Origin of the sequence: Nocardia sp. NPDC059154 (assembly GCF_042755705.1) — a bacterium.
In the GTDB taxonomy this organism is placed as follows: domain Bacteria; phylum Actinomycetota; class Actinomycetes; order Mycobacteriales; family Mycobacteriaceae; genus Nocardia.
Map to the genome: position 1 here is coordinate 1 of NZ_JBHZCS010000056.1, position 22,682 is coordinate 22,682.

General features: G+C 68.9%; 22 protein-coding genes. 6 read left to right on the top strand and 16 right to left on the bottom strand.

Annotated features, from left to right (window positions below; translation table 11 throughout):
• Both ACFXN1_RS36455 and ACFXN1_RS36460 read right to left on the bottom strand, forming a co-directional pair.
• On the bottom strand, window positions 1-640 hold a 640-nt coding region (locus ACFXN1_RS36455; protein ID WP_379463796.1), incomplete at its 3' end, for a hypothetical protein.
• Window positions 637-1,656: a helix-turn-helix domain-containing protein gene (locus ACFXN1_RS36460; RefSeq protein ID WP_379400565.1), complete on the bottom strand. Its 1,020-nt coding sequence runs from the start codon at window positions 1,654-1,656 to the stop codon at window positions 637-639. The genes ACFXN1_RS36455 and ACFXN1_RS36460, both read right to left, overlap by 4 nt.
• Window positions 1,657-1,998: 342 nt before the next feature.
• Between ACFXN1_RS36460 and ACFXN1_RS36465 the strand changes: the two genes are divergently transcribed.
• Both ACFXN1_RS36465 and ACFXN1_RS36470 read left to right on the top strand, forming a co-directional pair.
• A complete protein-coding gene (locus tag ACFXN1_RS36465) occupies window positions 1,999-2,376 on the top strand; it encodes a hypothetical protein (protein ID WP_379436531.1) in 378 nt (125 codons plus the stop codon).
• 54 nt (window positions 2,377-2,430) lie between these two features.
• On the top strand, window positions 2,431-3,072 hold the full coding sequence (locus tag ACFXN1_RS36470) for a hypothetical protein (RefSeq protein WP_379436529.1): 642 nt from the start codon (window positions 2,431-2,433) through the stop codon (window positions 3,070-3,072).
• Here the strand turns inward: ACFXN1_RS36470 and ACFXN1_RS36475 are convergent, their stop codons facing one another.
• On the bottom strand, window positions 3,073-4,350 hold the full coding sequence (locus ACFXN1_RS36475; RefSeq protein ID WP_379436528.1) for an ROK family protein: 1,278 nt from the start codon (window positions 4,348-4,350) through the stop codon (window positions 3,073-3,075). It abuts the gene before it with no gap.
• A gap of 171 nt (window positions 4,351-4,521) precedes the next feature.
• On the opposite strand from ACFXN1_RS36475, the gene ACFXN1_RS36480 reads away from it, so the two are divergent.
• Window positions 4,522-5,976 (top strand): carboxylesterase/lipase family protein, encoded by a 1,455-nt coding sequence (locus tag ACFXN1_RS36480; RefSeq protein ID WP_379436526.1) that lies wholly within the window; start codon window positions 4,522-4,524, stop codon window positions 5,974-5,976.
• A gap of 64 nt (window positions 5,977-6,040) precedes the next feature.
• Window positions 6,041-6,739, top strand: coding sequence for a hypothetical protein (locus ACFXN1_RS36485; RefSeq protein WP_379400570.1), 699 nt, complete (start codon window positions 6,041-6,043; stop codon window positions 6,737-6,739).
• Window positions 6,740-6,747: 8 nt separating this feature from the next.
• Here ACFXN1_RS36485 and ACFXN1_RS36490 read toward each other — a convergent pair whose 3' ends face one another.
• The 3 genes from ACFXN1_RS36490 to ACFXN1_RS36500 all read right to left on the bottom strand — a co-directional run bounded on the left by ACFXN1_RS36490 (window position 6,748) and on the right by ACFXN1_RS36500 (window position 10,537).
• Window positions 6,748-7,800, bottom strand: coding sequence for an aminotransferase class V-fold PLP-dependent enzyme (locus ACFXN1_RS36490; RefSeq protein ID WP_379436525.1), 1,053 nt, complete (start codon window positions 7,798-7,800; stop codon window positions 6,748-6,750).
• A gap of 91 nt (window positions 7,801-7,891) precedes the next feature.
• Complete coding sequence (locus ACFXN1_RS36495; protein ID WP_379436523.1) at window positions 7,892-9,394, bottom strand: flavin-containing monooxygenase; 1,503 nt, start codon at window positions 9,392-9,394, stop codon at window positions 7,892-7,894.
• Between the two features lie 132 nt (window positions 9,395-9,526).
• Window positions 9,527-10,537, bottom strand: a complete 1,011-nt coding sequence (locus tag ACFXN1_RS36500) for a diiron oxygenase (RefSeq protein WP_379436522.1) — start codon at window positions 10,535-10,537, stop codon at window positions 9,527-9,529.
• A 136-nt stretch (window positions 10,538-10,673) separates the two neighbouring features.
• Here ACFXN1_RS36500 and ACFXN1_RS36505 point away from each other — a divergent pair, with 136 nt between their 5' ends.
• The gene (locus tag ACFXN1_RS36505; RefSeq protein WP_379436521.1) at window positions 10,674-11,237 is read left to right on the top strand and encodes a helix-turn-helix transcriptional regulator; all 564 of its coding nucleotides are present in this window, start codon (window positions 10,674-10,676) and stop codon (window positions 11,235-11,237) included.
• A 15-nt stretch (window positions 11,238-11,252) separates the two neighbouring features.
• On the opposite strand, the gene ACFXN1_RS36510 is transcribed toward ACFXN1_RS36505, so the two are convergent.
• The 4 genes from ACFXN1_RS36510 to ACFXN1_RS36525 form a co-directional block, all read right to left on the bottom strand.
• Entirely contained in the window at window positions 11,253-12,803 is a 1,551-nt protein-coding gene (locus ACFXN1_RS36510) for a hypothetical protein (protein WP_379436519.1), read from the bottom strand.
• 8 nt (window positions 12,804-12,811) lie between these two features.
• On the bottom strand, window positions 12,812-13,639 hold the full coding sequence (locus ACFXN1_RS36515) for an esterase/lipase family protein (protein WP_379436518.1): 828 nt from the start codon (window positions 13,637-13,639) through the stop codon (window positions 12,812-12,814).
• A 95-nt stretch (window positions 13,640-13,734) separates the two neighbouring features.
• The gene (locus ACFXN1_RS36520; RefSeq protein ID WP_379436516.1) at window positions 13,735-14,643 is read right to left on the bottom strand and encodes a hypothetical protein; all 909 of its coding nucleotides are present in this window, start codon (window positions 14,641-14,643) and stop codon (window positions 13,735-13,737) included.
• Window positions 14,640-15,206: a hypothetical protein gene (locus ACFXN1_RS36525; RefSeq protein ID WP_379436515.1), complete on the bottom strand. Its 567-nt coding sequence runs from the start codon at window positions 15,204-15,206 to the stop codon at window positions 14,640-14,642. The genes ACFXN1_RS36520 and ACFXN1_RS36525 overlap by 4 nt, the downstream gene beginning before the upstream one ends.
• 171 nt (window positions 15,207-15,377) lie before the next feature.
• On the opposite strand from ACFXN1_RS36525, the gene ACFXN1_RS36530 reads away from it, so the two are divergent.
• Window positions 15,378-16,088, top strand: coding sequence for a Mut7-C RNAse domain-containing protein (locus tag ACFXN1_RS36530; RefSeq protein WP_379436514.1), 711 nt, complete (start codon window positions 15,378-15,380; stop codon window positions 16,086-16,088).
• Window positions 16,089-16,166: 78 nt separating this feature from the next.
• Here ACFXN1_RS36530 and ACFXN1_RS36535 read toward each other — a convergent pair whose 3' ends face one another.
• From ACFXN1_RS36535 to ACFXN1_RS36560, 6 genes are all read right to left on the bottom strand, one after another.
• Window positions 16,167-16,556 (bottom strand): MarR family winged helix-turn-helix transcriptional regulator, encoded by a 390-nt coding sequence (locus ACFXN1_RS36535; protein WP_379400661.1) that lies wholly within the window; start codon window positions 16,554-16,556, stop codon window positions 16,167-16,169.
• Between the two features lie 122 nt (window positions 16,557-16,678).
• Window positions 16,679-17,683 (bottom strand): pyridoxal phosphate-dependent aminotransferase, encoded by a 1,005-nt coding sequence (locus ACFXN1_RS36540; RefSeq protein ID WP_379400577.1) that lies wholly within the window; start codon window positions 17,681-17,683, stop codon window positions 16,679-16,681.
• Between the two features lie 13 nt (window positions 17,684-17,696).
• Window positions 17,697-18,707 carry a 3-oxoacyl-ACP synthase III family protein gene (locus ACFXN1_RS36545; protein ID WP_379436512.1) on the bottom strand — a complete coding sequence of 337 codons (1,011 nt, stop codon included), beginning with the start codon at window positions 18,705-18,707 and terminating at the stop codon, window positions 17,697-17,699.
• Between the two features lie 2 nt (window positions 18,708-18,709).
• Window positions 18,710-19,369, bottom strand: a complete 660-nt coding sequence (locus ACFXN1_RS36550; protein WP_379436511.1) for an SRPBCC family protein — start codon at window positions 19,367-19,369, stop codon at window positions 18,710-18,712.
• Window positions 19,366-21,150 carry a thiamine pyrophosphate-binding protein gene (locus ACFXN1_RS36555; RefSeq protein ID WP_379436509.1) on the bottom strand — a complete coding sequence of 595 codons (1,785 nt, stop codon included), beginning with the start codon at window positions 21,148-21,150 and terminating at the stop codon, window positions 19,366-19,368. The genes ACFXN1_RS36550 and ACFXN1_RS36555 overlap by 4 nt, the downstream gene beginning before the upstream one ends.
• Window positions 21,151-21,346: 196 nt before the next feature.
• Window positions 21,347-22,567: a serine hydrolase domain-containing protein gene (locus tag ACFXN1_RS36560; protein ID WP_379463797.1), complete on the bottom strand. Its 1,221-nt coding sequence runs from the start codon at window positions 22,565-22,567 to the stop codon at window positions 21,347-21,349.
• Window positions 22,568-22,682 lie beyond the last annotated feature (115 nt).

Genomic DNA, 22,682 nt, shown 5'->3' on the forward strand with positions numbered 1-22,682 from the left:
AGACGCCGCACAGGTCTCCCTGCGCCGCATGGTGTTTCAGGGTTCGCTCGAGCGATACCGGGTCGATCCGGAAGTCGCTACCGGGGGTCACACTGCTGGTCGCCATCCGCATGCCGAATTTGGCGATGTGCCCGGCCACGCTCTTGTAGTAGCCCTCCGGGCAGACCAGGACGCCACCGGGCCGAGCCAGCGTGGCGATCGCCTCCTCCAGCAGGACGGTGCTCGAGTAGGGGCTGACGATCACCTCGCCGGGATCGATATCGACTCCCGGCATTCCGTCGATCGGTTGCGATATCCGCGCGAACAGCCGCTCGGCGGCCAACCGGCGCAGGACCGCCGGCTGCTTCTTGGCGTAGGGCGACCCGTCCCGGCCGTCGGTGAGATTTCCGCCGCCCGCCGCGCCATGACCGGCCATCACCTCGGCCCATGCGGAATTCAGGGCCGCCGTGGCGTTACGGTCCATGGGCAGCCCGGTTTCACCGTGATACGCGTCGATGATCCCGCGATAGATCCGGCCGTTCGTCCCGGCGAATCGGCTCTCGCTGTCGAGGTAGTTCCGCGCGAGATGCTTGCGCTGGTCGGAACGGTCCGCCACGTCGACCGGGTCCAGCGGCGGCGACACCGCGAACCCTCGGCTCATCTGGGCGCGCCTTCAGATCCGGGCTGCTCGTCGCTCCACGCCTGACGCAGGGCCGCACGGAAACGGTCGCGGCAGTCCTCCTGGTCCAGGTGCTCGAACCGAATGAGTCCCGTCCGTTCCACGAGATCGTTGACGACGAGCGCCATTCCGTCCGCCCTGAGATCGCGGAGGTGCTTGAACTTGCGGTGGGCGGTCTGGACATCGTGCCAGAGTGACGAGAACCGGCTGGAGTCACGCTCGCGGCGGCGGAAGTCATAGTCGCCCGCCAGCACGTAACTGTCGTCGACGATGAGCATGCCCTGTGCGTTGGGAGCGAACTCCCGGTTCACCAGGGTGGTTTCCACGTTCGCCTTGACCTGTTGCCAGAGCTTGTCCTCATAGGGCGTCACGTTCACAACGTCGTCCAGCACATAGACACGCTGCACCGACACACCGGCTCGGGCCTTGGCGAGGATCGCCCGGTGGTATTCGACGCCGACGTCGCCGCCGATCGCGCCCAGTTCGGCGGTGTGGATCGCGCAGATCCGCTGCTGCGCGCGATCCAGCACGGTCAGCCAGTCCAGGACCGTATTCCATTCCGGCACAACGACACTGCCCGAGGGAATCTGCACCAGCACCTCCTCGGCCCGGACCAGCTGGCGCTCGGCGATTTCCCGGAGCGGCACGAGCTGTTCGCCCATGTCGTCGAGGTTGGACAGGCTCTGAGCGAGCGCGAGGACGCGGGCGGCCAGGTCGGGCTTCTCGGTCGAGAGGATCTCGAAGCGGATGCGCAGGTCGCTGATGACACGCTCGGCCTCGGTCTCGTCGTCGAGGCCGGGCAGGCGTTCGCCCAGGGCCGCACTCAGCTTTTCGCGCTGGGGGCGGGGTGGAACGCGTCTGCCGTTCTCGATCTGTTGAATCAGACTGCGCGAGCAGCCGACCCGATCGGCCAGTGCCTCCTGGGTGAGATTGCGTTGCCGACGGAGTCGCTTGACTGCCGCGCCGATCTGCTCGCCGTCCGAGGCCGAGCCAGACATGCTCGTCTCCCATCATGATCCGCATTGCTCAGACGTGTCACGCGAAGCCCATCCTAAGCACGATGTGTCATCTTCGCCATCGCAGATGTAGCACGAGTCTGCCGATTCTTTTACAGGTCAGGCTAAACGGGCGAAACGACCATGGCGGATATCAGCTGGGCCGCAGATCTGTGATTGGAATACGGCAACACTCAGCGCGGCAGCACCCAAACCGCTTGATATCTGCGATATCCGGGATACTTGTATGCCGATACGCTTATTTCTAAGCAACGGCTGCTTTTTCAGTATCTGCCTTGAGCAATTCTTCTGGCTATGTGCCATCGAAGCACTCCAGTATCCTTGGTGCTACAACCACTCTTCGAGGAGGTTCCCGACCTCATGGCCCTCGAATTCACGCCCTGGACCGTCCGCAGCGACAAGACGCCCGAGATGGCCGTTCGCACAACACCTTCCACCGACAGCTGGGTGCTCACCTGGCTCCCGGACCGATTGCTCACCCAGGAAGCGGCCTGCCGCGGCCTGGTACTCGACGAGATCCTGAGCGATCCGAGTCCGGACGATCCCGATCAGGCGCTGGCGGTGGCCGAGCTGCTGGCCGCCGAGCTGGACCTCACCCTGCGCGAAGTCGTTGTGCTGCTGTGGGTTCGGTCCGCACAGCGAGACCTGCACACCGAATTCACACCGGCGCCGCCGCACCCGGCCGCCCCGGTCCACAGCTGATCAGCGAATCCGCTGACCGGCACCACCTTTCGAGATCCCGGGGAGGAGATCTCCATGACCACCTATTCCACCCTCCGATGTTCGCGCTGCGGCTGGACCAATGCGCACGATGCCCGCGCCTGCCGGGGCTGCAGGCGGCCCCTCGGGCAGGTCGCGGCGGTGCCGCTGCCGACGGCCGGGTATCGGAGGTCCAGTTTGATCGGCACGATCACCTCGCCGCCGCGACCGATGGAAATGCCTGCGCTGCAACCCTTGTGGTTCGTGGGTACCGCGGTGGCGCTGGTCGGCGAGGGAATGCTCCCGCTTTCGCGGGCGGCGATGGCGGTGACGGCGGGAGGGGTGGCCGTCACCGCCCTGCTCGTTCATCTGGCGGCCCGGCCCCGGATCGGCCCGCTGGCCCGGCTGGCCGGGCGCTGCGCGCCGGTACGCCGGTACCTCGGGATGCGGGTCGGTATCACCGATGATGCGGGGGCCCACTGGGTTCTGCATTTCCTGCCGCTGTTCGGCACCGACCTGCATCTGGGGGATCCCGCGTTCGCGGACGGCCACGAGAACCGGTTCGGGGAGTTCCGCGCGCTGACCGTCACCAATATCCGCACCGGCAACCGGCATTTCAGCCGCTGGGCGACCGGCTCGATCGCCGCCGCGACCAGCGTGGTGCTGGTCGGGCTGATGCTCGGGACCGCTCCCGCCTGATCAGGCACCCGCCCGGGCCGCCGCCGGTAGCGGCGGCACCACCGCGGGGTCGGAAAGGACTGCGCGGCGGGCGAAGCCGAGGGCGCCGGTGAGAATCCCGTTCTCGCCGAGGGCCGCCGGGGTGACCCGCAGGGCCAGGGCGGGCGCGAGGGCCCGGCGACCGGCGAGGCGGGACTCGATGGCCGGGATCAGCCAGCGGAACCAGTCGCTCAGCAGGCCGCCCAGGACCACTTCGTCGGCGTCGAGGAGTGCCGTGATGGACAGGATCGCGGTACTGAGGGCCCGGGCCGCGGCGTCGAGCGCGGCCAGCGCGCGGGTATCGGCCCGGCTCAGCAGGGCCAACAGTTCGGCCTGGGCGGCCTGCGAACCCTTGTGACGCAGCAGTTCCCCGAGTCCGGCGGCCTCGAACACCGCCTCCGGGCCCGCGAAGCAGACCAGGCAGCCGCGGGCGCCGCAGACGCAGGCGGGGCCGTCCATGGCGACCGGGATGTGCCCGGGTTCACCGGCAATGCCGTGGCTGCCGGTGTGGATGCGGCCGTCGAGGACGACGCCGCCGCCTATTCCGGTGCCGGCCTCGATCAGAACCAGGCCGCGCGAATCGTGCTGCAGAGCATGGAATTCGGCCAGCGCGGCCGCATTCGCGTCATTGACCACGTCGATCGCGACGACAGGCGCGGGCAGCCGGGCGGCCAACAGAGCACGCAGGCGCACAGGTTCCAGCCAACCGAAATCCGGTGCCAGCACGACGGTTTGCGCCGCGTCGTCGCGCACGGGTCCGGCCATGGCGATCACGACCCGGGCGAGCACCGGCGCGGTGTGCGGGCCCGAATCCGTTTCGGCGGCGACGAATCCGGGTAAGGACGTCTCGATGCGGGCGACGATGGCGGCGACGGCGTCCGCCATGGCCTCGGGCGTTCCGGGGGCCAGGTCGTGCGGCACGACCTCGCGGTGCACGACGCCGCCCGCGAGATCGGAGACGGCGACACCGAGATGTTCGGAGGAGATCTGGATCGCGGCCACCGCGGCGCGGCGCGGTTCGAGGCGGAGCGGCCGGCCGGGCCGGCCGCGGGTGCCGGAGCGGAGGACGTCGTCCTCGCGGAGCAGGCCGCGGTCGGTGAGATCGGCGACGAGGGCGGTGACGGAACCGTGGGCGAGTCCGGTGGCGGCGGCCACCTCGGTGCGGGGGCAGGGACCGTGGTCGGCGAGGTGACGCAGGACCAGGCCCAGATTGCGGCGGCGGATGGCGGCGGCATCGGTGGGCGGGGGTGCGGGATCCACGGGGTTGAGATTAGGGTGTCGGTTAATTATTTCAAGTATTGATGTAAATATGGATCAGGGGTTGGCATGGCCGCGGAACAGATCGGACGACGGACCCTCCTGCTCGGGGGAGGGGTATTGGCCTTGACCGCGGCCTGCTCGAGCGGGAAATCCGGATCGGACCGGACAAGCGTGACCGACACCGTCACCACCACCTCCGGGCCCGTCCGCGGCGAGCGCCGCGACACCGGCGTCGCCTTCCTCGGCATCCCCTTCGCCCAGCCGCCGATCGGCGATCTGCGCTTCGCCGCGCCCAAGAGCCCGGTTCCCTGGGTGGAGACCCGCGACTGCACGAAGTACGGTCCCACCGCGCAGATCAAACAGCTGTCGGAGGTGACCGCCATCCCGGAGCCCTCCATCCCGGGCGACGGCATCCTCACCGTGAACGTCTTCACCCCGAACCCGGACCGGACCGCGAAACTGCCGGTGCTGGTGTGGATTCACGGCGGCGGCTTCGTGGCGGGCAGCCCCGCCAGCCCGTGGTACGACGGCGCGGCCTTCAATCGCGACGGCGTGGTACTGGTGTCGGCCGGCTATCGGCTCGGCATCGAGGGCTTCCTGCATCTGGACGACGCTCCCGACAATCGCGGGGTCCTGGACTGGATCGCGGCGCTCACCTGGGTCCGCGACAATATCGGCGCGTTCGGCGGCGACCCGGCCCGGGTGACCATCGCGGGCCAGTCGGCCGGCGGCGGCGCGGTGTGGGCGCTGATGAACACCCCGTCCGCGAAAGGCCTGTTCCGCGCGGGCATTTCGGAGTCCGGCGCGGTCACGCAACCCAATGATCGCGCCACCGCGCTCGCCATGTCCGAGCTGTTCACCAAGCGCACCGGCATGCCCGCCACCGCCGCCGCGCTGCGCGACGTCAGCAAGGTGCAGTTGCAGGACATGGAGGACAGGCTGCGCGCACCCGGTCCGGACAGCACCGCCGCCACCCTGCTCGGCCTGGCCCCCTGGGCGGACGGCACGCTGATCCCCGCGACCAGCGCCGAGGTCCTGAAATCCGGTGCGGACCAGGATATTCCGCTCATGATCGGCTTCACCGCGCAGGAGTTCAACGGCGCCTCGCTCAGCGGCGAACAGCCGCTGGTCACCGACGCCACGCTGCCGGCGGCGCTGGGCGCGCTCGGTTTCGGCGGCGCCACCACCGCCGCGTTCGGCCTCGCCTACCCGGGGATGAACGCGAATCAGCTTGCGGGACAGGCGCAGAGCGACGCCGTCATCCGCATGCCGTCCTACCGGGTGGCGGAGATGCGGGCCGGGCGCAACCAGCCGACCTGGCTCTACGAGTTCACGTGGGCCTCGAATGCGCCCAAGTACCAGGGCATGTCGTTCCACTGCCTCGACGTGCCGTTCGCCTTCGACCTACTGGGGGCGCCGGGCGTGACCGCGGTGGCGGGTGCCAATCCGCCGCAATCGCTGGCCGATGCCGTGCACCGGGCGTGGGTGTCGTTCGTCAGCAACGCGGACCCGGGTGGCGGCTGGCCCCGCTACACTCTCGACCGGCGCGAGACCATGATCTGGTCCGATGCTCCGCTCGTCCAGTCCGATCCATTCGCCGCACAGCGTCCGATCTGGCTGCGCTGATCTCGGAGGCTACCGTGTAGCGAAAGCCGGAAGCCGTACGCGTCGAGTCGGATAGGTGGTAGGCATGCAGGTGAACCGTTGGATCGCACCCGTCGCGGTGGGCGTTACGCTGGGGCTGTCCGCCGCACCCGCCGCCCACGCCGATCCCGGCGACACGCAAGCCGCGCTCGGCGGCGGGTCCGGTCTGGTCCTGGGCCGCGCCACCAAATGCAGCCTGACCACCATCGGCTACGACGCCGCCGGGCGACTGGTCGGCTTCACCGCCGGGCACTGCGCCGAGGCGGGGACCCCGGTGCGCGGTGAGCAGTTCCCCGATGCCGGCGTGGTCGGCGTGGTCCGGGACGCCGACGAGCAACTCGACTATGCCGTCATCGAATTCGATCCGTCCGTGGTCACCCCGCTGCGCGCCGTCAACGGCAGCACCATCACCGCCGTCGCCCCCGCACCACCGGCGCTGAGCATCGTCTGCCAGAACGGCCGCACCAGTGGCCACGCCTGCGGCGTCGTCTTGGCCACCAGCCCCGTGGGCTTCCTCGAACAGGCCTGCTCCAGCTACGGCGACTCCGGCGGCCCCGTCACCAGCGGCGACCAACTGGTGGGCATGGTCTCCGCTCCCTTGATCAGCGACACCCGCGTCATCCACTTCAGCTGCACCAACGCCGACAACCCGGTCCACACACCGGTCATCGCCGTAGCCTTCGACACCGTCCGCGCCGCCGTCGACGCCGGCAAGGGCGTCGGCAGCGGCTTCCAGCCGATCTGACCTCCGGCCTACCCGGCGAGCACGTCGAGCGCCCGGTCGATGTCCGCCTCGGTGTTGTAGAAGTGGCAGGCCAGCCGCAGTCGCCCGGCCCGCAGGGCGCCGACGATACGCGCCTCGCGCACCCGCTCCAGGGTCTGCTCCGGCACGTCGATCGACACGATCGCCGAATTGCCCTCGGGCAGGCCGAGTCCCTTGCGCAGCCGATCCGCCAGCGCCACATCGTGCCGGTGAATGGCGTCGATACCGACCCCTTCGATCAGCTCCAGGCTCCGCCGCTGCCCGATCCATGCGGGCCACACCGGCCCGACATCGAACCGGCGCGCGTCCTCCGCCAGCCGCAACGGGCCGTCGTAGACGGTCTCCCAGGGGTTGTACCCGGCGTACCAGCCGGCGGCGACGGGGCTCAGATCATCCAGTGCCGCAGGCGTTCCCGCAAGGAACGCGGTGCCCTTCGGACCGAGCAGCCACTTGTAGCCGACACTCACGACCCAATCGGCCCCGGTATCGCGCACCGGCAGCCAGCCGACGGCCTGGCTCACGTCGAAGAGCACCCGCGTGCCGTGGGCACGGGCGGCGGCCACGGTCGCCGCCACATCCAGCACCGCACCGTCGGCGGACTGCACCAGGGCGGCGGCCACCACATCGTCGCCGGGCCGGATCGCGTCCGGCAGGTCGGCCAGCGGCACGACCCGCACGTTCACGTCGGTTCGGACCAGGAAAGGCCAGAGCACCGAATTGAATTCGTGCTCGGGCACCAGCACGTTCGCGCCCGGCCGGAGGCTCTGCGCCACCAGCCCGATCAGTTGCGAGACCTGCGCGCCGGCCGCCACCTGGGCCGCCTCGAACCCGGTGAGCCGTCCGAACGCGGCCCGGCACGCGTCGACGTGCGCGTCCACGCCGGGGATGTCGAACTCGCCGCGCATGCGCTGTTCCTCGGCCGCGATCACCTCCGCCACAACCGATTTCGGCAGCAGGCCGTAGCTGGCCGCATTCAGGTAGGTCGTCGCGGGCGCGAACTCCTCGCGCACCATGGCCGGGAACGAAGGCGGAGTGGTGGTCATTCCACCATCCTGCGACCCCGCCGGCGGTGCGCGAAAGGGCCAGCGGCCGGATCACTGGCTTGATCGTGAATCCGGCGGCGCGGGAAAAGGGTCAGGCGGAACGGGATTCGGCGGGGGTCGGGGTGGACTGGCGGGTGCTGCGGCGGAAGCGCAGGACGCCGTCCTCCAGCGGGGCCTTGCGGAGCATGGCGCGGTCGCGGAAGTAGTTGTTGATGACCTGCCATGGGCCGCGGGTGCCCTGGCGGGGCATGACGCCGTCGCCGCGCTGGATGTAGCCGGAGGTCAGGGCGCCGCCCATGAGGGACGCCTCGGAGCGGTCGCCCTCCTCGGGGATGGCGACGACCTCGGTGAATCCGTTGTCGCGCATGTGGTTCAGCAGGCGGCAGAAGTACTCGGCGGCCAGATCGGCCTTGAGGGTCCAGGAGGCGTTGGTGTAGCCGAGGATCACCATCATGTTCGGGACGGTGCCGAGCAGTGCGCCCTTGTAGGCCACCAGATCCCGGGTGGCGAGCGCCTCGCCGTCCACCTCCAGCTCCGCGCCGCCGAGCATCTGCACGGTGAGACCCGTTGCGCTGACGATGATGTCGGCCTCGAGCTCCTCGCCCGAGGACAGGCGGATGCCCTTCTCGGTGAAGGTCTCGATGGTGTCGGTGACGATGGACGCCTCGCCCTTGCGCAGCACCCGGAACAGATCGCCGTTGGGCACCACGCACAGGCGCTGGTCCCACGGGTTGTAGCTCGGGGTGAAGTGCTTCATGTCGATATCGGGCCCGACCTGTGCGCGCACCGCGGCAAGCATGAGCTTGGCCGACAGCTTGGGGTTGGTGCGCGAGAGCTGGTAGCTGGCCCGCTGCAGCGCGATATTGCGGGCCCGGCCCGCCCTGTAGGCAATGGCGGCAGGCACTCTCGCGAACTTGAAGCCGACCGCGACCGGGTCGTCGGCGGGCAGCGCGGCGATATAGGTGGGCGAGCGCTGCAGCATGGTGACGTGCGCGGCGTCATTGCTCATGGCCGGGATGAGCGTGATGGCAGTCGCGCCGCTGCCGATCACGACCACGCGCTTACCGCGGTAGTCGAGGTCCTCGGGCCAGTGCTGCGGGTGCACGATCTGCCCGCCGAAGTTCTCCTCGCCGGGGAACTGCGGCCGGTAGCCGTTGTCGTAGTCGTAGTAGCCGGTGCAGCCGACCAGGAAGTTGCTGGTGTAGGTCTCGGTCTTGCCGGTGCGCTCGTCGAGCACCTCGACGGTCCACCCGCCCTCGTCGCTGGACCAGGCGGTCTTGGTGACCTTGCGACCGAAGCGAATGTGGTCGGTGACGCCGTATTCGGCGGCGGTGTCCTCGATGTACTGGCGGATGTGCGGTCCGTCGGCGAGCACCTTGGTGCCGTGCCAGGGCCGGAAGCCGTAGCCGAAGGTGTACATGTCCGAGTCGGAGCGGATGCCGGGGTACTTGAACAGGTCCCAGGTGCCGCCGATGGCGGTCCGGCGCTCCAGGATCAGGTAGCTGCGCCCGGTCTGCTCGCGGGTCAGATGGCAGGCCATGCCGATTCCGGACAGACCCGCTCCGATGATCAGTACGTCGACATGCCGCGTCATTGAGGTTCTCGCTTCTCGTCGCGCCCGGACATCGGCGTCCGGACGCACCGAGTATTACATGTTATTTACGGTAACGTCTACTGTCGCGAGCGGGCGGGAACCGAAGCCCCCGGTCCACGCCCGCCACCCGGGTCAGGCCGCGCGGACCTGACTCGGGCGATCCGGTTCCGATCGGTAGCGGGTGGTCCCACCGTCGATACCCAGCGCCTTCCACACCTGCTTGGACACCGGATTCATCAGCCCGATCTTCTTGGCCAGCGACCGCACGTCACCAAAGAAGCCCGCGAAGGCCTCCTCGGAGTCGGGCAGCCCGAAGAAGACGTCCTTGCGGACCGAGCGCGGAATCCCGAATTCCCGGAAGAACGCGCGCGGCGGGACGAGGATGGCCCGCCCGCCGATCCACAGGACGATCGGGAAGGCCAGCGACAGCACGAATCTGCCGATCGGGTTCGCCTGCGGCACATGATGTTCCAGGAACTCGTGGGCGAAGGAGATGTGCCGGGCCTCCTCGGCGATGTGGATCGCCATGACACCGCGCATGATCGGATGAATGTCCTCGCCCGCACGCAGAATCGCCTTCTGGATGTGGTCGATCGGCTCCTCACCGGAGAGCACCGCCATGAAGAACAGGTTCGGGAAGACCGAGGCGAGCGGCGGCACCAGATAGGTGAGCTGCTTGAGGATCGGATTCATGCCCGGCACGTCGATCCCGATGCGGTTCACCATCTCCTGGAACATCAGGGTGTGGTTGCACTCCTCGATGACCTCGTGGGTGCAGTACCGGAACTCCGGTGAGCCATTGGGCAATTTGAAGGTGTGCTGCACCATGCCGCCGATGAGCAGCGTCTCGAACTGCAGCCCCACCTTGGCGATATTGGCCTGGCGCCACAGCCCGATGGCGATCTTGCGCGCCTCGGACTGCGCCTGGTACCACGGATGCCGGGCGAACATGTCGCCTGAAACCGGCAGGATCCACCGCTTGTCGTCGGTCTTCACCACGAAATCGGGGTGATCCCAGTCGATATCGGTGAACGGATCGAAATTCTTGTCGACCGAGCCCTGCGAGAGCAGCATGAGCTTCTCGGCATACTGCCGGGCGAGTGCGACCGCGGGGTCGCCGGCCGTCATGGATGCTGACGACATTGTCAGAGCCTCTCGGGAAGTGATCTATGTATCTGTTTCCCATAGTTACGCCTATATTGGCCGGTCGTCAACAGGAATCCACCCGCGCTGCCCGCCGTCTCGGGGCCCTAGGTGCGCGAGCACATAGGGTGGGTCCATGCTCGACACCCTGATCCTCGGCCTGCTGGCACTGCGCCCGCTGTCGGGCTACGACCTGGGCAAATGGATGGCCGGGCCAGGCCGGTTCGTCGGTTACCAGGTGACCCTGCCGCAGGTGTATCGCACGCTGGGCAAGCTGGTCGAGCGCGGGCTGGTCGAGTTCGAGGTCGAGGCCCGCGAGGGCAAGCCGGATGCCAAGGTCTACCGGCTCACCGCCAGCGGCCGGCAGACCCTGCTGGACTGGGCCCACTCCCCCTACAAGCCCGCGCCCCGCCGCCTGGATCCCGATTTCATGATGCGATTCCTGCTGGCCGGAGCACTCGGTCGCGAGCTCGCCATCGAGATCCTGCGCACCGAACTGGACTACCGCCGCGAGCAGGTGCGCACGCCCACCCGTATCGATGAGCTGACCGGTGCGCTCGCACCCATCGACGCCATCGATCCCGGCTGGGCCGGACAGGTCATGCGGGCCGCCCACGACCAGGGCCGCGCCTCGACCGCCGCCTATATCGGCTGGCTCGAAGTCACCCTCGCCGACTTCGAGAATCGCTCCGGCGAGTAGCCGCACCCTGCGGGCTCAGCCGCGGTGGAGCACCGCCTCGGAGTACGGGGGCAGGTCGATGGTGCCGGAAACCGTTGTGCGGGTTTCGGAGACCGTGTCACCGGAGACGAAGGCCGGGGCAGCGGTCGGAGATGCCGTATATACGGTCACGTCCTGCGCGCCGGTCACGCTGGGCGGCAGCGTGATTCGCAGGCACCGGTCGGAGGTGTTGATCAGGATCGCGGTGGCTCGGCCACCGTTCAACAACTCCGCGCCCGTGAATGCCTCCGCGGCACCGGCGTAGGGCGGGGAGATGAGCGCCGCGGGAGTTCGTACGGTCTGGTCGAGGTGCAGGGCACAGACCGTGGTGCCGTCCGCCATCGAACGGTAGATCGGGGTGAGCGCCCAGTTCAGCGCGGTGCGGCCGTACAGCTGCGAGCCGCCGGAACCGTCCGAGATGAGCGCGTGCACAGCCTGATTGGTGGTGCCGCCGCCTCCGGTCGTGGTGGCCGGCGCGCCGTTCAACGCGCAGTGCACGACCGCCAGCTCCATGCGCGGGTCGAGCAGGGCCCGCAGCGTGAAGGAGGCGACGCTGAGGCCGACGGCCCAGGTCTGCTGGACGGCGGGCAGGTGGTCCAGCGGAGGAGTCGCCTCCTTGCCCATCTGGTTGTATTCGGTGACCCAGGCCCGCATGCCCGCCGGCAGGTCACGCAGTACCTTCTCGGCGAGGGCGTTCCAGGTCACCGCGCCGCCGTCGGCCGTGGAGGCGATATCGGCGGCGACCGGATCGACGATCCAGTACGGATGGAATACCGCGGCGTCGGCGTCGCGAATCGTGTCGTACAGCCCGCGATTCCAGGTGGCCAGGCGCTGCAGGGCGCTGATGAGCGGCGAGGAATCGTCGACGGCCGAGACGCCGATACGAGCGTCCGGGAACTCGCGCCGGAGGGCGGCGATCCAGTCATTCATGGCCCGCCCGTAATCCGCGCCGGTGGGATAGGCCGCGGTGTACGCCGCCATCGGCGCCCAGAGCTCATTGCCGAGCTCGACAAACCGAATGGGCATGCCCAGCCGACGCGCCTCGCGCAGCATGTCGAGTTGATCGTCCAGGGTCGAGGTAACCACATTCAGGTCGAAAACCGGTGTCGCGCCGGTACGCCGGAGAATTCCGGCCCAGTCCGACAGTGTCAGCGGCGGCCTTTCGTCATTGCGCCCGGCGAAGCCGACACCCTCCCGTTCGTCGAAAAGCCCGGTGCGCCAATCGATCCACTGCGACGTGGTGCCGCCCTGCACCCGGATCAGGCCGGGCCCGACCGCGGCGAGGGTGTCCTGGAAGGCGGGATCATGCCACTGCCGGGCGTTCTCGGCGGAGATGATGCGAGCGCCGTTGACGCCGAAGAAGTCCCGGTCCGCGGTGCGGAAAGCCGGGTCGGCGGTGAGACGATACGCACCGGCGGCCGGATCGGCCAGCGCCGTGGGAGTCGCGGCCGAGACCGCCGCCAAGGCCGCGCCACCCAGCACGCCGAGGCCGAACGCACGCCGGCTAACGGGTCCACCGAACTCGCGGTAGGCGTTCGAGTGCTTCATCGGTGCGGCTACTTTCGGTTGTCGTTCGCCACGCAGCGAACCGTCGGATGGCGGTCTGGGTCGAGCGCGTGCAGCACCAGATCGACCGTGCGGGGATCGGTGGACCCGGCCATATGGCCGGTGTGGTCCTCGGGGCAACCGTCCTGGACCAGGATGTTGGTGACGCCGGGTGCGTCGATGAACGCCGTGCTGTAGGGCGTGACGATCTCGTCGTATGCGGTCGCGGTCATGACATAGCGGACGCCGGGTGCGACCGGTGGACCGCTGTCGAGCCCGGCCAAGTACGGCGAACCGGACAGCATGTCGAACATTGCCGGCGACAGGAACGGAAGCCCCTGCGGCACAGTGGCACCGGCAGGTAGAGCTGGCAGCCGCATGCCCGCGATGCTCGTGCCGTGCTGAGGTCCGCTCACCGCGACGACGGTCCGGACCGGGTTCACGGCGCGTCCGGCGAATTGCAGACCGACGGCTCTGGCGATCAACGCACCCTGCGACTTGCCGACCAGATCAAGGGAATTCGCCTGATTCACCGCGAGAATCCGGTCGACGGCGGCGGTGAAGTAGTCCACCGAGGTCGGCAGCGACTCGTCGGAGTCGTAGTCGAGGCCGTATACGCAGCGGCCGTCGTCGAGCAGCGCCTGCCGCACCGGTCCGAGGCTGGTGTTCACGTCGGCATGCGTGCCGTGGATCAACAGGACCGGTGGGTCGGTGCGGGAGGCCGCCGGACACGCCTCGAGGGTGTCGAGCGGCGTGCTGCCCGCGGATTCCGCGGCGGCCGTGCCCGCGCTGAAACCCATGATCGCGAGCGTGCCGAGAATGCTGGCGAGAGTGCGCACAAGGCCCTCCTGGATAGAGTTGCACGCATATATCTATCAGCAGGCAATGTGGATTGTCATCCACACATACAACTTCTTAATATGTGCACAGACACTTATGACCAGAAGCTCGGTGTGAGTCCCCAGGCTTCGAATTCGTCGATGACCTGATCCCGGAGCGCGGCGCGGGTCGGGAAGCGGTCCGGGTCAGCGCCGGTGATCGCGAGTGTGACGGTCTCGCCATCACTCGACCAGGACAGATTCAGCCCGACCTCGAGGCGGCGGAAGAGTTCGGTCTCGCCGGTGCAGACCACCGGGCGCATGAGGACCGAGCGGGCGCGGACACCTGCGATGGTGGCGACGCCCTGGCCGGTCTCGCCCAGATTGGTGCACAGGCATTCCGGAGCCTTGGCGGTGCGGGAGAGTTGGGCGAGCACGATTCTGGGCAGCATCATCTGGACCGGTTGCAGGTGCTGAAGGGCCGGGGTGTTGGCCGGATCGTAGGCCTGAATGGCGGTGTACGACGGTACTTCCCCAGAGCCGGGTGAGATCGCCACAGTCCCGGCGCCGTCGCGTAAGGCCGCGATTTCGGAGGCCAGCGCCCAGGCACGAGCAGTGGTAAGAGCCTTCCAGCGGAGACGATTGACAGGTCCGGGAAGGTGACCGCCCCCGGGCATGGCAAGCACCGCGACCGACCGATTCGGCCGGATCGGGAAGAAATGCATCGCCGCGAGCGGGATGCCGTGCTGCCGGGCAGCCTCAGCGGCCACCTCTTCACACGCCATCCCGCTCACAAGAACCTCGTTGTCCCCCGCGAGAGCGAGCAGATCGCGCGCGGCCTCGGCGAACCCACGCCGTCGCAGATCCAGCGCCGCGCGCACCCGCTGCACCGGATTCACGTGCCGGAACCGCCGGTCATCCCGCTGAGCACGCAACAACTCATCACTGTCGATTCCGAACGGCGCGGCCGAAACCCCGTGCCGCTCAGCGAACTCGACCAGATTCGGTGACACGGCCACGGTCACCCGGTGACCCCGAGCCGCCAGCTCCCGCCCGAGCAGCACCCCGGCTGCGCATCACCCCGGCTACCAGCGAAGGCGAGCAACACCTTCATCGCACACCCCCGATCCGATCCAGCCCCGGCGCGCGCACGACTCACACCTGCGCCGGGGCCGGGATCCGGGGCGCCGGCGTGGCCAGGTGCCGCCGGCGGAATGCCGAAAGGCTGTCGCGCGGAAGTGGTTCGGGCCGCATGGCCGCCGCCGGGGGTCCGATCCGTCACGTCGGTCCCGCCGCACAGGGCGGTTGCCGCCGGTTCCCCCGAAGCGAATTCGCGTATGGCGCAGGTGAATTCGGCGAGGAATCGGTCCATTTCGATGGTGGGGAAGGAGGCGGGGAAGCGCGTGGAGAGGCGGAGGCCGTCGGCGGCGCGGACGATCCAGAAGAAGACCTCGTCGGTGGAGTAGGACTCGGCGCGGAGGGCGTGGCCGCGGAGGGATTCGACGAGTTCGTAGTCGGGGAGGACGCGGATGTCGAGGAAGGAGATGCCGAAGCGGGGGCGGTCGGTGCAGTCGAGGAGTTCCAGCACTCGGGTCCAGGTGGCGTCGTGGGCGATGCGCGAACGACGCAGGACGGTGCGGGTGGATTCCAGGGCGCTGTCGGGGTCCAGGCCGGGGGCGAGGGTCCACGCCGCCCGACCGGCCGGCCGGGATCGAAATGGAGTTGCTCGCCGGTGCCCGGTTTCTGGGATCCTGGGCTGGTGAACGCAGGGGAAATCACCGTCGAGTTCGCGCCCGAGCTGCGCGTGTTCGTCGGTCAGCGCGACGGCTCGCCGGTCCGGGTGGACGGCACCTCGACGCTGGGGCATGTGGTGGAGTCATCTGGCGTGCCGCTCACCGAGGTGGGCGCCCTGCTGGTGAACGGGGAACCGGTTGCGGCCGGTCATATTCCACGCGGCGGCGAGAGCGTCATGGTGGCGGCGGTGGCGCGTCCGCAGACCAGCCCCGAACCGCTGCGCTTCCTGCTCGACATCCACCTGGGCACCCTGGCCCGGCGGCTGCGCCTGCTGGGGATCGATGCGGCATACGAGAATCCGGATATCGGCGACGCCGCGCTGGCGGCGCGCTCCGCGGCCGAGCGCCGGGTGTTACTCTCCCGCGATCGCGGCCTGCTGCGCCGCCGCGAAATCTATTCCGGCGCTTACGTTTACAGCCACCAACCGGCGGAGCAGCTGGACGACGTGCTGTCCCGCTTCGCCCCGCGCCTGGCCCCGTGGACCCGCTGCACCTCCTGCAACGGCACGCTGCGCCCCGCCGACCGCGAGACCGTCCGCGACCACCTGCCCGACAACACGGGCCAGACCTACGACTCCTTCGCCCAGTGCGTCGATTGCGGCCAGACCTACTGGAAGGGCGCCCACCACGCCCGGCTGGACGCCATCGTGGCGGACGCACTGGCCAAATTCGCGTGACCGGAAACACTGCCCGCGTACCCGTCGCCGATCACCGGCGTGGTGACCGGGCGGGGTCGGCGGTCCAGGGATCCGCGGTCAGCGGGCGCGGGCGGCTGCCGCGGCTGCGTCGAGGCGGGCGCCCAGGGCCTTGACCTGGTCGCGCAGCGTCTCGATGTCCTCGATCGGGACGCCGACCAGGTCCACCACGGTGCGGATCATCTCTTGTGCGCCGTGCTGGAGGTCGCGGCTGGCGTCGGTGGCGTGCAGCACCACCGCCCGGCCGTCGGTGGCGCTGCGGACACTCTCGACCAGGCCGCGCGACTGCAGTCGCTGGACCAGGGGCGAGAGCGTGCCGTAGTCGAGATGCACCTGTTCACCGAGGTCCTTCATGGTGATGCCGGGCCGTTCCCACAGCGCCAGCAGCACCAGGTATTGCGGGTAGGTCAGGTTCATGTCGTCCAGGAACGGCCGGTAGGCGGCGGTCATGGATCGCGACGTGGAGTACAGCGCGAAGCACAGCTGGGCATTGAGCGACAGCAGTGCGTAGTCGATCTCCTCGTCCGCTCCGGCCCGTTGCCCGTCGGGTGCGGAAGGCGGATGTTCGTGCATTACTGCACTGTACTGCGGACCGTGGCGAGCACGGCGTCGGTGGCCGCGCGATCGCCGACCGTGATGCGGATACCGGTGGGATAGGTCTTGACGTGGATGTCCGCGCCCGCCAATGCGGTTGCCACCCGATCGGCCTCGGCGCCGGACAGGGTGAGGTAGGAGAAGTTGGCATAGCTGTCGGGAACGCACAGGCCGAGCTCGCGCAGCCCGGCGGTGAGATGAGCGCGATGCTCGCCCAGCACCGTCACCCGGGCCGCGATCTCGTCCTCCGCCTCGTAGCAGGCCCGCACCGCCACCTCGGCCAGCGCGGTCATGCCGAACGGCAGCTGCCAGCGGGCGATGCGCTCGATGAGCTCCGGTGCACCGAGCGCGTAGCCGACCCGCAGGGCCGCGAGGCCGTAGGCCTTCGAAAAGGTGCGCAGCACGAGCAGATTCGGGTGCCGGTCCAGCAGGGCGAAGACATCGATGCGGTCCGCCTCGGCGACGAAATCCACGTAGGCCTCGTCCAGGACGACGGTGACCGCCGCCGGGATCTCATGCAGGAAATCCTCGAATTCCCCTGCCGGCACCAGGGTTCCGGTCGGATTGTGCGGGCTGCAGACCACCAGCAGCCGGGTCCGTTCGGTCACCGCGGCGGCCAGCGCCGCCAGGTCCTGGCGGCCCGCGCCGGTGAGCGGCACCGTGACGGGGCGCCCGCCCGCCATGCTGGTCAGGATGGGGAACCCGTCGAAGGTGGGCGTCGCCATGACGACTTCGGCCGCGCCGGAACCGAATTCCTGGACGATGTGCATGATCACGCCGGTCGCGCCGGCGCCCACCACGATGCGATCGGGGTCGCAGCCGAGCCGGGCGGCGATCAGCCGCGGCAGCCGCTGCGGCAGGAATTCCGGATAGCGATTGGCCGAGGCCAGGGCGGCGCTCAGCGCCTGCTGGACCGAGGGCGGCGGTCCGTAGGGAATCTCGTTGAGCTGCAGCCGATGTCCGGCCATGATCAGCGGACTCATCGCGGCCGGCCCCTCAGCGCCCGCCCCAGCGAACGGCGGCGGCCCCGGCGAAATCACCCGCGTGCGCGAAGCCCGCGAACATCACCAGCGACCCGGCCGGCACCCGGCCCTCGTCGACCGCCCGGTCGAAGGTGACGGGAATGCCCGCGCCGAACAGGTTTCCGCAGTCGTCGAAGGTATCCGGGTGCCGTTCGGGCGGCAGCTGGAGGGCATCGCGCCAGTTGCGCAGGAAGGCGCGGTTGGGCTGATTGGTGACCAGTAGATCCAGCTCCTGCGCGGACACCCCGATACGACCGCACACCGCGTTCGCCACCTCGGGCACCAGCCGGTTGCCGCGCTGCAGCACCTTGGCGATCTTGGATTCGGTGAAACCCACGTGCATCTGGCCGGATCCGGCCTCCCAGTAGCGGCGCGGCGGGTCGGCGATGACGGTCATCTGCCCGGCGAACTCCGGCAGGTGCCGGGTCTCGATATCCAGGATCGGCGAAACACCGGACTTCACCAGCAGTCCCGCGCCCGCGCCGTCGCCCGGAATCGCGGCCTGCGCCTTGCCGCGCACCTGCTCCTGGGTGAAGACCTGGCCCGCGACATTCTGGATGGTCACCACCAGGGCGGAGCGGGCGTCGGAGGAGAGCAGGATCTGGCGGGCCAGTTTCATGCCGTAGACGAAGGCCGCGCAGCCGCCGTTGTGCAGGTCGATCAGCCACTCCGGCGCGATGCCCAGGCGGGCGGCCACGTCGCCACCGCTGCCCACGATGCCGATGTCCGGCAGCTGGGTGTGCACGATGAGAACATCGATGTCGCGCAACGCATCCCGGCCCTGCCGGGCCAGGATCGGGGCCACGGCGCGCTCGGCCATGTCGGCCGGCGTCTCACCGGGCGCGACGTGGTGGCGGAACTTGGGGGCCTTGAACATGATGTTGGAGGTGACCTCGTCCGGATCCGCGTACTGCGCGAAATAGTCTGCGGGGACGATATTCTCGGGCAGGTATCCGGCGACGTCGAGCAGGCTGACAGTGCTCATGGTCAGGCCATCCATTCCGGCTTGATCGGCTGCCCGGCGGCATGCCGGTGTTCGCAGATCGCTTTGAGATTGCGCAGTTCCAGCAGGTGCCCGGCGGCGAAGAGGTGCCAGAAGTCGCCCACCCAGACCGGGCGACCCTCCGGCTCGGTGTCGGGATAGCCGTTGTCCTCGTAGAACGGGTGGTGGCAATTGGTCCAGGTGACAACGGATCCCGGCTTGTTCAGCACGAGTTGCGCGTCCACGACCCGCATCAGATAGATCATCCACAGGTGGTCGGCCTGGTCCCAGGCGCAGTGATAGTCCACGGTGCGGGCGTCGGGGTTGGCGACGGTACGGGTGTAGATGCGGGTGTGCGAGCCGATCCGGTCATCCGACACCCAGATCTCGGGATCGGCGGTGCGCTCGAAACCCCGCATGCTGTAGGTCCATTCGCACAGGCTGCGAGTGTCGGCCAGGTATCCGTACACCTCGTCCGGCGGGGCGGCGATGAATTCGGTGACGGTGCAGTAGTCCCCGTAGATCTCGTCGTGCGGGTACACGGCGCGGGTCATGTCGAGAACCAGCGGCATGCCCTCCTTGAGGGCCATGGTCTCGATGCGGTACACGCCCGGGATATCCAGCTCCGGGACTTCGATCGGCGCGTCGGTGGCGGTCTCGGTCATGCGAGCGACTCCTTCAGGAAGGGGGCGAACGGTGGGATTTCGTCTGGGTCACACTGCAGTTCGATGAACGCGGGCCCCGGCGTGGCCTGCGCCTTGTCCAGTGCGTTCTCGAAGTCGGACAGCGTGCGCGCGGTCCAGGCGGGCAGCTCGGGAAACATGGCCGCGACACCGGCCCCGATCTCCGCCGCGCGGAACCGGTTGAAGCTGTACTCGCCGGAGTAGAAGACCTGCTCCCGCGTCACGCACATGGCGTGCGCGTTGTTGTTGAACACCACGAAGGTCACCGGCACCTGGTACTCGACAGCCGTGTGCACCTCGTGGCCGTGCATGAAATACGCGCCGTCCCCGGCGATCACCACGGCCCGCCGACCCCGCCCCAGCGCACACCCGATCCCCGCCCCGAACGAGTACCCCATCCCGCCCATGCCGAGCGCGATGAGGAACCGCCCGTCCTCGGGGACCCGCAGGTAGTGCACGACCGCGGCGCCGGTGTTCCCGGCATCCGCGACCACATCGGTGCCGGGCTCCAGCGCCGCCTCGATGGCCACGACGGCCGGGCGATATCGCACACCCGGCCCGAACGTGGGCGGGACGGTCAGCTCGTGCGGTGCGTCGGGATTCGATTGCACACCAATCGATTCCGAGGCTGCCGCCGTGTCACCGGGCAGCGCCGGGAGATCGGGCAGGACGGCTGATTCCGCCAAGGAGGCACGCAGTTCCCCAAGGGAAGCACCCAGCGGCCCCCGCGCCTCGGCATGAACCGGTACGAAAGGCTGTTCCGCTCCCAGGTACACCACGCGCGGACAGGCGGCCAGCGCCGCATCCAATCCGGCCCGTGCGGTCATCGACAGCGGCGCCCCCACCAGCAGGCACAGCTCCGCCGCCGCGACGAGCCCGGCGGCATGGGGGTGCCCCATGACCCCGACGACCCCGGCGAAGCGGTCATCCCGATTCGAGAAGGCATCCTTGGCATCCGGGGTGACCAGCACCGCCGCATCCAGCACCCGCACCACCTCCGCCAGCTCGGCCCGTGCATCGGCCGCCGCGACCTCGGGTCCGGCGATGACGACCACCCGGCTTCCGGCCGGCACATCGGCAAGCAGCGTCGCGATGTCCGCCGGCGTTTCTTCCGAATTCGCAATCGGTTCATCCCTGCCCACGAGAGTGAGCTCGTATCGCAGGCCGGCCGCCAGGGTGGAGCCGCTCGAGATCAGGGTGGCCTGAATGTCCTTGGGGAGCAGCAGGACTGCTGGGCCGCCGGACAGCGCGGCGGCGATGGCACGGTCGAGTTCGGCGGAGATGTCCTGGGGCCGAGTGATTTTGACGCAGTGGCGGGAAACTGCGGTGAAGATGCGCTCGGCGTCGAGGCGGCCGGGGTGACCGCTGGCATCCTGGAAGGCGCCGCGGCCCTCGAGCGTGGTCGGGGGCTGGCCGACCAGAGCCAGGACCGGGACCCGGGAGTCGAAGGATTCGGCGAGGGCGGCGAGGAGATTCATGGCGCCGCCGCCGGAGGTGGCGGCCACCACGCCGAGGCGGGTGGTGGCGCGGGCGTAGCCGTCCGCCATGGTGGCCGCGCCGAATTCGTGTTTGGCGATGATGCCGGTGAGGCCGGGGTGCCGGTGGAGGGCGTCGTAGAGGTCCTCGATATTGGCGCCGCCCACGCCGAAGACGTGGTCGGTGTGTGCCGCGATCCGCTCGGCGATGAGGTCGGCCACGGTTCGGAATTCGGGTTTTCTCTCGAACACGATCCCCCGTTTCACATTGCCTTGTCCTCGATACATCGCACACAAGGTATCCATCCGAAGCAAGCTCGATCAACGTGTCCCAAATCACATCCGAGCCGGAAGTTGCTGTTGCGCAGCGTAATTAGCCACGCAAAGACCCCGCCGGGGATGCCTCGGCGGGGTCCCGGTCCGGACGCAGGGGGAGAACCGGACCGCATCTGGATGGCTACCGGCGTGGGGCCGGTCTATCCAGTCAACGATCGACGGCCTGCCAGGGTTCAGTGCGAATACCCGATCGGCGTGTCGGCTTCCCGAAGGCCGCGCCGGCCAGGCGGAGGCAACGCCGGTCGCCATTGAGAGTGAGCCCGAGGCGGTTGGGAACGTAGGCGAAGGAGAGCCCGGTTTCCGGATCGGCGAAACCGAGCGAGCCGCCCATACCGGGCGTGCCGTAGGCGCGGTGACCGGACGAACCGAACGGGAAGGTCGGACACGACTTCCGGAATCCGAGATGGAATCGGGTCGTGGTCTTCAGCACGGCATCGGGTGCGGGCACCGGTCCCGGGCCGGCGATACGGGCCCGCACATCGTCCGCGATCGGCAGCTCACCGGACAGCCCGGCCGCATAGATCCGGGCCAGGCCGCGCGCCGAGCCGACGCCATTGCTGCCCGGCAGCTCCACCGACATGATCTCGGGTCGCACGAAGTCCTCGGGCATGCCCAGGTTCGGAACCGTCAGCGCCCGGAACAGCGGGCCCCGGCGCAGCAGCGCCGGAACCGCCTGATTCCAGGGCAGATTCCGCTCGTGGCGCAGGTCCAGCCCGGAGGTGCGGACCAGCCGGGCGATTCGCTCACCCCCGAGATCCGCATCCAGCCCGATCGTGAAATCGACGCCCAGCGGCCCGGAGATCTCCTCGGCGATGAACCGCCGGATGCTGCGCCCGGCCGGGTCGGCGCGGCGCACCAGCTCATTGATGTACAGCCCGATACTGACCGGGTGATAGCCCTGCCGTGTGCCCGGCGTCCACCCCGGCCGCTGCGCCGCCAGCACGCTGGCGACGCGATCCAGATCGAACAGATCGGCCAGGGTCATCCGGGTATCGCGCAGAATGTGGAGGCCCACCTGGTGATCGATCAGCTGCCGGACGGTGACCTCGGCCTTGCCACGCGCCGCGAATTCGGGCCAGTACCGCGCCACCGGCTCGTCGTAGTCCAGCTGCCCGCGCGACACCAGCATGGCAAGCGTCAGCGCCGCAACACCTTTGGTCGACGAGAACACCGGGGCTATGGTGTCCCGCTCCCACGGCAGCCGCCGGACCGCATCGCGCCAGCCGCCCCAGAGGTCCACCACGGGCGTGTCCCCATCGAACACCGCCACGGCCGCGCCGATCTCCCCGTGCTGGAAGTTGCGTCGGAAGGCGTCCGCAACCCGCCCGTACCCGTCGGCCACATACCCGTGAATAGTCATGTCCCTCATCGGACGCGAGACTACGACACGCCCAATGCCACGCCGCACGCCACGGGTGCGGGCAGTGACTCGCGCCTCTCGCACCCCTTCCAGCCAATTGCAGAGCGTTCACCAATCGCGCGAT

Coding starts and splice junctions, on each gene's coding strand:
- ACFXN1_RS36460 (WP_379400565.1), bottom strand. CDS start 1,656: ATGTCTGGCTCGGCCTCGGACGGCGAGCAGATCGGCGCGGCAGTCAAG.
- ACFXN1_RS36470 (WP_379436529.1), top strand. CDS start 2,431: ATGACCACCTATTCCACCCTCCGATGTTCGCGCTGCGGCTGGACCAAT.
- ACFXN1_RS36485 (WP_379400570.1), top strand. CDS start 6,041: ATGCAGGTGAACCGTTGGATCGCACCCGTCGCGGTGGGCGTTACGCTG.
- ACFXN1_RS36490 (WP_379436525.1), bottom strand. CDS start 7,800: ATGACCACCACTCCGCCTTCGTTCCCGGCCATGGTGCGCGAGGAGTTC.
- ACFXN1_RS36495 (WP_379436523.1), bottom strand. CDS start 9,394: ATGACGCGGCATGTCGACGTACTGATCATCGGAGCGGGTCTGTCCGGA.
- ACFXN1_RS36500 (WP_379436522.1), bottom strand. CDS start 10,537: ATGTCGTCAGCATCCATGACGGCCGGCGACCCCGCGGTCGCACTCGCC.
- ACFXN1_RS36505 (WP_379436521.1), top strand. CDS start 10,674: ATGCTCGACACCCTGATCCTCGGCCTGCTGGCACTGCGCCCGCTGTCG.
- ACFXN1_RS36510 (WP_379436519.1), bottom strand. CDS start 12,803: ATGAAGCACTCGAACGCCTACCGCGAGTTCGGTGGACCCGTTAGCCGG.
- ACFXN1_RS36535 (WP_379400661.1), bottom strand. CDS start 16,556: ATGACCGCCGCCTACCGGCCGTTCCTGGACGACATGAACCTGACCTAC.
- ACFXN1_RS36540 (WP_379400577.1), bottom strand. CDS start 17,683: ATGAGTCCGCTGATCATGGCCGGACATCGGCTGCAGCTCAACGAGATT.
- ACFXN1_RS36545 (WP_379436512.1), bottom strand. CDS start 18,707: ATGAGCACTGTCAGCCTGCTCGACGTCGCCGGATACCTGCCCGAGAAT.
- ACFXN1_RS36550 (WP_379436511.1), bottom strand. CDS start 19,369: ATGACCGAGACCGCCACCGACGCGCCGATCGAAGTCCCGGAGCTGGAT.
- ACFXN1_RS36555 (WP_379436509.1), bottom strand. CDS start 21,150: ATGTATCGAGGACAAGGCAATGTGAAACGGGGGATCGTGTTCGAGAGA.
- ACFXN1_RS36560 (WP_379463797.1), bottom strand. CDS start 22,567: ATGAGGGACATGACTATTCACGGGTATGTGGCCGACGGGTACGGGCGG.